We start from the raw sequence: 11,675 nt of genomic DNA, 5'->3' as shown, positions 1-11,675 counted from the left end.
GATATTAAGATGCAAATTAGATTGTTGGCCAATTCGTGGTTAATGACTGATCGTGCGAACTGTGAACGTGACGAAATGAATTTTTTCGGGATTGCCGGATGTTGGACTTTTTATTTTTGTTTTGCAGGATAAAATAAAGTGCGTACTCAACTAGTCACTACAAAAATTATGCAAGCAACGCTTATTCTCACATTTCCCGAAACTGATACCAGCGATGAGGTTTCGCGTAAATCTCTCGAAAACTTAGCCAATCAGTTAGGACTCAGTGAACTGGCGACTGTCCATAGGGCTCTCAGACTTCTAGCCCAACAACGGCTTGTAGAAGTGCATTCGGACGATGGACCACTTTCGAGTGAATATCGTGAATGGCTGCAGAATGAGGCAAACAAATTAATTGAACCGGGCCCAAAGATTTGGAAAAAAAGATTGTTTTAAAGTTTTAGTGGCGTTAAAAAATGACTCTTTCATTAGCTAATTTTTTCACTTTTGGAATCTGTCAATTCGTTCATCTAAAAGTGGTAAAAATTTTCATTACTAATTAAGTGCGTAAATCAATGAGGCTTGATCACACGCCCAGACCATGGATAGATCAAGTAAGATTCTTAGGATGAATTTATCCCGACCAATTCGTTAATGTCGCACGCTGAATTAATACCGGCAAACGTTTGCCAGCATTTTTCACAAGTGTTCCGAATTATTCTGGTTCTGCCACTTTTGTATCTGAGGCGACATAAAAATCCTTAGCCTACAATTTTTTCTGTTCCGCTATTCTCCCCAATACTCATAATAGATTTAGATAACTTAATATCGATATCTAACATCTCCATGACTGCTTAAGGCGATTAAGGGGAACAGCATGGTATCTTCATCATTATAAAATCAACTTTAGGAGCAGTTAGTTAATGAGTAAACTTAGCGTAAGTCCACAGAAAACGATGCAGCTTCTACACAATATTAAATTGTGGGCGATTCAAGCCATGTTCTCAGACGATGAGCTGTTAGAACAACTGGTATTGAAGGGTGGGAATGCTATGGCGTTGATTCACCAAATAAGCGCCCGTGCATCGGTGGACCTAGATTTTTCATTGAAACAGGATTTCAACGAAGAAATCGATATTGTTAAAATCCGCATCCAGAAGTCACTTGTCGAGACATTTCGAGCAAACAGTCTGGAGTTATTTGACTTTAAAATGGTTGAAAAGCCTAAGGCGATTTCAAAAGACATGAAGGATTTTTGGGGCGGCTACGCTGTTGAGTTCAAGTTGATTGCGGCGGAAATTTATACACAGCATGCAACGGATCCTGAAGCATTGCGTCGATTGGCAATTAATTTGGGTCAGGGCACACGGTTTCTCATTGATATTAGTCGATTTGAGTATATCGAAGATAAAGAGTACCGCGATTTTGACGGAATGGTAATTTATGTCTACTCCCCCCTTATGATCGTATGTGAAAAGCTACGCGCAATTTGCCAACAAATGCCGGAGTACGGCCCCATTATCAAGCGCGCTCGTCCTGGTAGCGCTCGGCCAAAAGATTTCGTGGATATTTTTGTTCTGGTTAAAGCACTCGAACTTGATTTGATAGGGGAGGTCATGCAAAAGAATTTGACCGCTATGTTTGAGATTAAGAAAGTGCCGCTTACATTATTGGGATACGTTCCGAATTATTACGAATTTCATTTGGCAGGTTTTCCGGCGGTACAAGCGACAATTTCTCCCGATTTTGATTTGAAAGATTTTGACGTCTACTTCAAGTTTGTGCTGAGTATTATTGAAAAATTAAAACCCTTTTGGAACAAATAGACGCCAATCCTTTGAGTAGCGAGTTTCGCTCATTTCGTGTGTCAAATAAAAATCGTGTTCGATCGGTATGCGCCGAATTAAGTCAATTTGACTCGGCTTATAAGCAGCCCGTTCCAAGTACTGCCCAATTGCCTGATGGTAGGGGTAAGCATAATTCAGCTTAAGCAGCATTGATACGAGTTTATTAATTGAAACGTTACCCTTGGCAAGCTCAAATGCCTTAGCGACCTCAAAAACACCGCCAGCATAGATAGGCCTTACAGTTATATCGATGAGAGTTCGCTCTACGCTGGTAATACGTGCATGGACCTCTTTCCCAGTATCATCATTGACTTGTTTTGTAATGATGCCCAAATGTCCTGTATCTACGCCGTTGAGTAAGTAAATTTTTTTCCCGGCATACTCAATCATATTATTTGAAACCTTGGGAGCTTGTTTGAATGCATGGTCAATCTCGGCCTGACCAAGTTTGTCGCGTTCGAATGAAGAGGGATAACTTTTTCGTTCGTCTGTCAGGTAAATTGACGTTGGCGATTGCTCTGTCAGCCCATGGATACGCATAGCAGTGTAATGACTGAAGTGAAGCTCTTTTTTAAGTCCCAATAGGATAGTTAATAACGGTACATCACCCCAGACATAACATTTTTCTGCGCGCTGTGGGAATGGGAATTCAAAAAGTTTAAGTTTGGAGTGTTTTACCAAGAAGCCAATGAATTGTTCTCCAGTGGTGTTTTGAGCAAGACGCCAGAAAGCGCGTTGATCTGAGAGAATTGTGCGAATTTCTTTTAGCTTTAGGACGGGGTTGGGCAACTCGTCAAAGTAGCTAACGATATCCTGCTTTGCAATTTGAATTCTTGAGCGGTTCATCCAGATTTTCCAATTTAAATTACTAATTTCATCTGGTAGCATTTATGCTACCAGATATTAGCTATATATTGTGAATTTTCTGTATATCTATAAAAGGATATGGGGTATTTTTACCGTATTTTTTACAGTGCTATGCAGCGTTTACGCTGCATAGCATAACATATAATAGGTATGTAATCAAGCTCAAATGTTGTTGAATGAGTCTAATGAATTTAAATCGTATGATAGAAAAAATCATTGCAATTAATTTAGATATAAGTTATGCTATGAAGCATTTATGCTTCATAGCACTAAATAAAGTTTAAACTTTTTGTACGATATGCTGTTTCCCCGTTTCTTAATTTAGATATTATGAGATTTTTAAATTAGGAGAAATCTATTTAAAAATACCAACGTACCGACAAGCGTCATACTTAAATGTCGCCACTAACACAGTTCCCAAAAAACAACGAGGCTGATAAAAAGATGGTTTCCAACTTGACCAAAGAAGTTGCTCTCAGTTATGTTTCGTTGACGCCTTGCTTGATACAACTTTGATATCAAGCTCCACTCTATTTGACTTGGTTTAGGCAGATTAAAACAAATAACGAAGTTGCCTTAAAAATTGTTAAATATATTTGTTCCCCCTTTTGTACGAAAGATGCGGATAGCTAAAAAGCACTCTGCACTTATTTTGCATCTGTGCGCTTGACAAGTATGTCCTTCAAAAATTAGTTGATGTGAAAATCCAACACCCCTTGTCATGGAGAAGTTGTCTTGAAAATAGCGCGCTTAATCGATCACGTTTGCACGAGCCAAATAACAAAATGTTGGATTAGTACACTTGCTTTCATTCTAGTTTCGGCACAGTGTCTGGCAGCCAGCCAAATTTCAGTCTCACCCAATGGTACGCCGTCGTATTCATATCCAATAAATGTGCCGCCAGGAATCGCTGGTATGCAACCGAATGTTGGATTGTCTTATCGCGCCAGTGGAGTAAATGGCCCAGTTGGTTATGGATGGGCCATACAGGGTATGTCGATGATTACCCGTTGTCCTGGCAATTTAGGGATAGATGGTTATACACCCTCGGTCAACTTTAACGGCAATGATAAGCTCTGTTTGGATGGCCAACGATTAGTACAGACCGATACCAACGGCAATATCGTGAACGCGAACGGGTCAACAAATCCTCCCAGTCTGGCGCACCCTTTTCAATCCCAAGATAGCGCTGGGCTGACGGGTAGTTCCTATGTGGAATATCGCACCACCACGGATTCATTCGCGCGAATTCGAGCTTATGGATCAGTCGGAGGTAATTTGGCAAATGGGCCAGCTTACTTTATGGTTTGGACAAAGAGTGGCCAAATTTATGAGTACGGTATAAACAATAATACTAGTGCCAACGCGCAGATAAACGCTGCGGGTTCCACCGTGATTTCTGCATGGCCTGTCAGTCGTATTAGCGACACTGTCGGCAACTACATAGACTTTCAATATTCCCAGCGCGATGTTGGATGGGGTAGTTCGATAGGTGGGGCCAGCCCGCCCGGACATGAATGGAATCTTGCCGAAATTCGCTACACTGGAAATACAGCTACCGGGCAGTTGCCCACGAATAAAGTGGTGTTTAATTATGCCGACCGCGCTGATAATACTGGTGGGCCGCAAGATCGTGCTGAGGCGTACCACATGGGCAGCAAGACTGTGAATATTCAAATTTTGCAGTCGATCGTTACGTACATCAATTGGCCCTCGTCGAGTCAATCTACCCAACCTGCTACTGCGGTCAAGGTTAAAAACCTTAAACTTGCTTACCTTCCTGGCACGGTATCTAATCGAAGCGCATTGCATACGATCATCGAATGCACGGGTGCCGGAACGGTCTGCCTTCCAGCGACCACCTTCAATTATAGCGATGGCGGTGGCGTAGCGTTTACACCCAATGCAACATTTCAAAGCAGTCCTGTGAGTTCGTTGCAGGTTATCAATACACAAGGTAGTTATGGCGTTTTAACCGGTAACTTCTATGGTTCTGGCCGTTTAGACATATTGCGTTGGTCCGACGATGCAACATTAAATCAGTTGTATCAAAACACTGGTGGTGGAAATTTTTCGAAATCGACAGTATTTAATATTAACGCGGCAGGTGCCAATATCTTCAAGAGTGACGGATGTTATTCTTCGATCGCGGCTGACTTTAATGGCGATGGATTGACCGATATTTTACGAGTCATGACCAAGGCTGGTTGTGGAACAGTGAATAATATTTTATATCTCTCTAACGGCGACGGAACCTTTACTGCTAAATCGATCCCATCTGGCGCGGCCGGTATAGATTTTACACAGCTGACATCAACGTATAATTTTGAAACGAACTCGGCCCCTTATTCATCAATCGTTACCACAGGTAATATTTTTTATGTACTAGATGTAAACAATGACGGCCTCTTAGATATTATTACGACGACTTGGCCTGCAGTAACCTACCCAGGTACTACCGCTCCTAGTGATTCGTCGCTTTGCGGAGCTCCCACCATTTGTACTCATGTATTTTTGGGGCAAAAAGACGGGAGTTTTGTGGAACATGCGAGCAACCTAAATCATCGTTCTGTTTATTCCTCTCCAACACCGCAATCATACGCATACAAATCTCAGTATATCGGAGATGTAAATGGAGACGGATATACCGATTTGGTTGTCAATACCGGGACGTGGACATCGCTTGGAGATGGAAATTTTACTTTGTATCCGAACAATCAAAATAATGGATGTCTTAATTTGATTGATTTTAACGGTGATGGACGTGCGGATTGCTTAATGCCTTCTTCAAATCTTATTTCACAAAGCCTTCTGCTCAGTGATGGCACGGGCACTCCAAAAACAGTTTCAAATTTTAATTTAACAGCGACTGGAAATGAATTATACGGTGTTGCAGCGACCCAAGTACCAAACGTTGGCATACAGTTGGTCGATATTGATGGCGATGGCCGGACAGATATCATCCGTTGGAAGGATGATAAAACACAAAATATGGTTTATCTCAGTAACGGAGACGGAACATTTCGTGCCACAAGTTCCGGTTTGACAGGATATCAACTGCAAAAAAGTGACGGTACAGCCAGCTTTGTGATTGGTGATTTCACGGGTAATGGCAATGTAGAAATTTTGAATTTGCTGAACAATGGCGCGTCTGGTACCAATCTACTGCTGGTCAAATCCAATTCGGTACCACCGGATCAACTGATGTCAATAACAAGCAGCACGGGCCTGACAACAACATTAACATGGGTATCGTTAGCAAATTCGGCCAGTGGTAGTTTGGGAGCGCGATACACGACTGATCGTGGAACACCGAATGCTGCGGTTTATCCGATGGTTGATGCATCTATTCCGATGTATGTGATTGCCACCATCAACAGTCAAAGTGGCGCAGGCGGATCAACTTCAACCGAGTATGCGTATAAAGGCGGCAAATTTGCAGTGGATGGGCGTGGCTGGTTGGGATTCAGAAATACCCTAACTCAAAATCTGTCGCCAAATGGTAATCCGCTGACTCAATCAACGCAATACCTGATGATGACACCTTATATCGGAATACCCAGTTATTCAGAGATGGATGTAGGACCGCTAACGACAGTATCGCCTCAAGTATTAAGCACTACGACCAATTTTTATTGTGATACGACATCGCCGAGCTCGCCAGCTAGTGCGTTGGTTGCGCCGTGCGGAGCGTATCCGGTGCCGTTAATTAATCCCTATCGTCCCTACGCGTATCAAACTATTAGCACTGGGAATGATTTGAACGGAACTGCATTACCAACCGTTACGACGACTAATACCTATAACTCTAGCGGTGATCCAACAGGCATTATGGTGAGTACCACATTGGGTGCTGGCACGCCAATCACGAAAAGCACAACTAATACATATTTGCCACCTAACATAAGTGGCAATAACTGGATATTAGGGCGTTTGCAGAACTCCACTGTTACAAGTACCGTCACTAATGACTTAGGCGCCATAACCACTTCCGCTGGCAACGGCCCTTACGCGGCGAGCACTAGCGGTAAGGGTCTGCCGATTACTTTGACGCCCACATCTAGCGCGTTGACATTACAGGCGTCAGTCATTGGTCCATTATCAGGTGTGATGAATATCAGCGCAACGGGTGGGGCACCTCCGTATCAATACAGCTGGGCCCTCACCGCTGGCTCACTAAGTTCTGTATCAAGTACGACAGTGAGTAACCCGACGGTCACTGCGCCAATAAATTATGCCCAACATTTTAATGAAACCTGGACCGTTACCGTTACAGATGTAATGGGGGCAGTTAGCACTGCCAACTATGTCGTCACCTTTAATGGTCCCAATACACCACCGATACTGGTTTTATCTAGCTGCAGTAGCGTGAACCAAGAGGCGCCAACAGCAGCAACAATGACCTGTTCCCTGTCTAACACAGGTCAGGTTGCAACGTCTTCAATCGCTTATACAACTGCGGCTGGCACAATAGCAACAGGTCCTACAATATGTGCTGGTGGTACAAACTGCGGTATCGTAACGGTTACAACTGGCACCGCAGCAAATATATATTCAGGCACATTAATCGCTAGTCCCACACCTGCCACAGGTACCGCTGGATCGACAACGTTCAGTTTAAATGTTGTCGCCTCCACGGCCGTTTCAATAAGCCCAGGTTCTTTGTCTGTGGCTCCAGCCGTCACTGGATTGGCATCGGGAGTGGTGACCGCAAACGCCACTGGCGGTGTGACACCGTATAGTTATAGTTGGGCACATACATCTGGAGCCCGAACTTCGGCGTCCAGTTCCGCAATCGCCAATCCAACAATTAGCGCAACATTAGCCTATGACGACAACTTCACCGATTCATGGGCAGTAACGGTAACGGATGCAAAGGGCCGAACCGCAAGTGCAACAGTCAATACAACATTCATTGGACCATTGACCCCGGCAGCATTAGCGTTTTCCGCCTGTACTTTTTTAACCGGGCCGACGATGTATCCTAATCCGCCGCTCTACCGGTGCACTTTAAGTAATACGGGTCAACATGCCATCGCATCGATATCGTATACAACCACTAATGCTGGCTTGGCTGTTACAGGGCCTAGGGGCGCGTGCGCTGCTAATAGTCTTTGCGGAACGGTAACTGTATCAGGTGGTGTAGGCGTTGCGACTTATTCGGGTACTTTAACTGCAATTCCAAACACAGGAACTTCAGCGAGTGCGGGATATTATTTAATGGAACGATGACTTTTTAAATGGACGTGTAAAGCCAATTTAAATTAAAAAAACAATAGAATAATCGGATAAGCGTGATGAATACAATTTCAATAAATATCAATGCTAGATTAGTGATGCGTAATTTTTCCATGACATTGTTACTTTTGTTAGGGATGATCGAAGTTAGTGCTGTCTATGCACAGACGCCTGCAAATGTGTACAGTTATAGTCGAAGTAGTTCGTTCACTTATGATCCTGTGAATGGACTCCTGTTGACAGAAACGGTTGAGCCGAATAATCCGCAGCTGTGCGTGCTCACTACGTATCTCTACGACAGCTTTGGTAATAAACAAAGCACAACGACAGCCAATTGTCCTGGGGCAACTGGACAAGCATTGTTTGCAAGCCGGGCCAGCACAAGTACCTATGCAGCAGACACTGTCACCGTGAACGGCGTTTCAGTAACTGCGCCAGCAGGCACGTTTCAAACAACTGTAGCAAACGCACTCAATCAATCAGACAGTAAAACTATTGATCCCCGGTTCGGTTCACAGCTTAGCTTAACTGGCCCAAACGGACTCACCACATCCTGGCAGGTTGACGATTTCGGGCGCACGATCCTGGAAACACACGCTGACGGTAACAGCACAGCAACCTATTATTGCCTGATTGCTGGACGCATTAGTGATACGACCAGTAATAGCAACAGTACTATTTGCAGTGCCCCAATTTCTACCGAAATACCTGCGCTAGCAACTAGTTTTATCCAAGTTGAATCACACAGTATTTCCGGTACCAAAAACGGCCCAGCAAGTCGCGTATATATGGATGCCGCTGGACGAAAAATCCGCAGTGTCACTGAAGCCTTTGATGGTGCAAATCAAGTAGGCGGAACAGCACGCTTGATTGTGCAAGACACCGACTATAACGACGAAGGCGCTGTCGTTGTCAATACCCAGCCATATTTCTTAGACACACTAGCTTCCACGGCTACAGCCACAAATACGGGTAATGTCAATTACGGAATGAGTAAATCAGTGCTAGACATTCTCGGCCGACCTATCATCGTTTATACGTCGGATCCCAAAGGCAGCCAGGCCAACATTGGCTTTGGTAGTCGTGGCTCACAGGTTGCAACCATGACAACAATCAGTTACAGCGGTTTAGTGACCATCACTACCAATGATTTGGGGCAGACCCGTCAGGAAGAAAAAAATATAGATGGTAAGGTCGTGCGTGTCACAGATGCCACCGGTGCACAAATAGCCAATCAGTATGACGCTTTTGGTAACCTGATTCAAACTAAGGACGCTTTGCAAAACAGTGTCAAGCTCACCTACGATATTCGCGGCCATAAATTAGCGATGAATGATCCCGATAGTGGGATATGGACCTATGCTTATGATGCACTTGGGGAATTAGTCTCGCAACAAAGTCCGAATCAACTGCATATAAGTGCAAACACCACCACATCCATGACATACGACGTGCTGGGACGCATGACCCAACGGATCGAGCAGGAATACACCAGCAGCTGGAGTTACGACAGGTACATGAATGGCAGTGCCTGTAATAAAGGTATCGGTAAGCTGTGTGAGTCCAGCACGTCATCCGGCGTGGATCGCCTTAATGTCTACGACAATTTCGGTCGACCGATTAATCAGCGCACTACTATTACGAGTGGTCCGAGCTTTGCTAGTGCAGTGAGTTACGATACTAATGGACATTTGGCCAGTCAAACTTATCCTACCGGTTTGAGCGTGAACTATCTTTACACCACCAATGGATTTCTGACGACTCTGACTTTAGGTACGCCTGCTACCGTCAATCCGTTACCGGCGACGGCCGGCGGGACACCGGCCATAAGCGTTAATTTACTTGCCGGGGCCATACTGTGGCAGGCGGTCTCCGTCAATGCATGGGGTAAAACTGAACAACAAAGCGTTGGTAACGGCATTATCAGCAAGGCGACATTTGACGCGCTGACCGGACGCATCCTTCAATCCACCGCAGGGCTAACAACCTCGACGACGGCAATGAACTACGGCTATTCATGGGATAGTCTAAGTCACCTTGTTGGCCGAACTGACTCCAACGGCGATGGCACTACTGGAGCCGTAACGGATACGTTTGGATATGACTCAATTGGACGATTGCAAACCTACTCCGTGTCATCACCGACCATTCCAAATCTGTATCGAAGCGTCACGTTGGAATATAACGCGCTGGGCAGCGTGCTATTTAAGAGCGATGTCGGGGTATATAGCTATTTGCCACAAGGGGGAATTCAGCCCCATGCGCTACAAAACGTTTCTGGCTACGTGAATAATTCTTTTAGTTACGATCTCAATGGCAATATGGTGACTAGCGCGACCAGTGGTTATCGCTCAATCACTTACAACAGTTTTAATATGCCGGACAGTCAAACTGGTATCAAGGGTGCCACGGGTGGATCGCAATATACCTGGCAATATGATGAAAACCATCAGCGCATCAAGGAAATGCGAATCAACAGCACGGGAACAAGAACGACCTGGATGCTGCATCCGGATAATGCAGGTGGATTAGGATTTGAGAGCGAAACGAACAGCAACGGTATTATCAGCAATCGCCACTTCCTTAGTGTAGGTGGGATGAGTATCGGTATGTTGGTGTCAACGACCAGTCTGCCAACTTTACTTAGTACACAAACGACGCCACCGGTATTGGCTTCAATTATTCTGGATGGGGTTGAGTACTGGCATAAGGATCATTTAGGCAGTTTAGTTTCTACAACTGATCAAGGTGGCAATGTGACGGCGCGTTATTCATATGATCCGTTTGGCAAACGTAGAACAGCCAGTGGTCAGTACGACGCGAATGGCACTATTGTGATTGACTGGAGTGACGCAGTTAATTATGGCGATCAGCGCGGGTATACAGGGCATGAACAATTAGACGATGTGGGCATCATTCACATGAATGGCCGAACATTTGATCCATTGACTGGTGTATTTATGCAGCCTGATCCATTGATTCAAGATCCGTACAATCTACAAAACTTTAATCGGTACGGCTACTGCTTTAACAATCCGATGACATGCACGGATCCTTCGGGAATGAGTGGTTGGACTGATTTTAGAGATTCGTTTACAGCAATGTTTAGTGTCTTTAGTGATATTGCCCATACGAAAGTTGGTTACGAACTTGGGTCAGTTGCGATTGCTGTAACATCGGCGGTTTACTGCACACCAGCTGCAGCTGCTGCATGTGACGGTGCAGGAATGGCGGCGTGGGCGGGTTTCGCAGGACAATCCGTTCATAATGCATTGAAGACGGGATTGATCAGCGGATTGACGGCCGAGGCAATGTATGGAGTCGGGAATGCAACTACTGCCACAACAAACGGGCTCACGTCCTTGACTTCTCCTGTTTGGAATACAGTGGGCCACGCTGCAGTCGGTTGCGCTTCTTCTTATGCTAGCGGAGGAAGTTGTGGAAGTGGGGCATTAGCCGGTGGTTTCTCTGCAGCGTGGGGAAACCAAGGGCCAGGCTACGCGAGCTCCAACGACGTGATCGGAAACACCCTAATCTCAGCAATGGTAGGTGGTACTGCTTCGGTAATTGGAGGAGGAAAATTTGCAAATGGAGCGATAACTGCGGCTGCTGGATATCTCTTCAACCAGCTTGCACATAGCTCAAAGGCTAAACCAATTCCAATCACTGATGCCGAACGGGCAAATGCTGCTTCAGGGGACGTCGAGAGCTTCTGGAAAGCGCGACAAGCACAGGGAGATCCTA

5 protein-coding genes are annotated in these 11,675 nt (G+C 45.0%); 4 read left to right on the top strand and 1 reads right to left on the bottom strand.

What is annotated here, in order from left to right; genetic code table 11:
* Positions 1–138 precede the first annotated feature (138 nt).
* Both E2I14_RS19400 and E2I14_RS18785 read left to right on the top strand, forming a co-directional pair.
* The gene (locus tag E2I14_RS19400) at positions 139–435 is read left to right on the top strand and encodes a helix-turn-helix domain-containing protein (RefSeq protein WP_165967902.1); all 297 of its coding nucleotides are present in this window, start codon (positions 139–141) and stop codon (positions 433–435) included.
* A 467-nt stretch (positions 436–902) separates the two neighbouring features.
* Complete coding sequence (locus E2I14_RS18785; protein ID WP_227544823.1) at positions 903–1,805, top strand: nucleotidyl transferase AbiEii/AbiGii toxin family protein; 903 nt, start codon at positions 903–905, stop codon at positions 1,803–1,805.
* Here E2I14_RS18785 and E2I14_RS18780 read toward each other — a convergent pair.
* Complete coding sequence (locus E2I14_RS18780) at positions 1,782–2,714, bottom strand: type IV toxin-antitoxin system AbiEi family antitoxin domain-containing protein (RefSeq protein WP_227544821.1); 933 nt, start codon at positions 2,712–2,714, stop codon at positions 1,782–1,784. The two genes, E2I14_RS18785 and E2I14_RS18780, sit on opposite strands and share 24 nt — an antisense overlap.
* A 714-nt stretch (positions 2,715–3,428) precedes the next feature.
* Here E2I14_RS18780 and E2I14_RS18775 point away from each other — a divergent pair.
* Positions 3,429–7,925, top strand: coding sequence for an FG-GAP-like repeat-containing protein (locus tag E2I14_RS18775; protein WP_133331424.1), 4,497 nt, complete (start codon positions 3,429–3,431; stop codon positions 7,923–7,925).
* 65 nt (positions 7,926–7,990) lie between these two features.
* Positions 7,991–11,675, top strand: a 3,685-nt coding sequence (locus E2I14_RS18770; protein ID WP_133331422.1) for an RHS repeat domain-containing protein, incomplete at its 3' end; no start/stop codon positions are given.

Source organism: Sapientia aquatica, assembly GCF_004358105.1.
Classification (GTDB): domain Bacteria; phylum Pseudomonadota; class Gammaproteobacteria; order Burkholderiales; family Burkholderiaceae_D; genus Solimicrobium; species Solimicrobium aquaticum.
The sequence above is the reverse complement of the archived record's forward strand: the minus strand, read 5'-3'. Positions and strand labels throughout refer to the sequence as shown.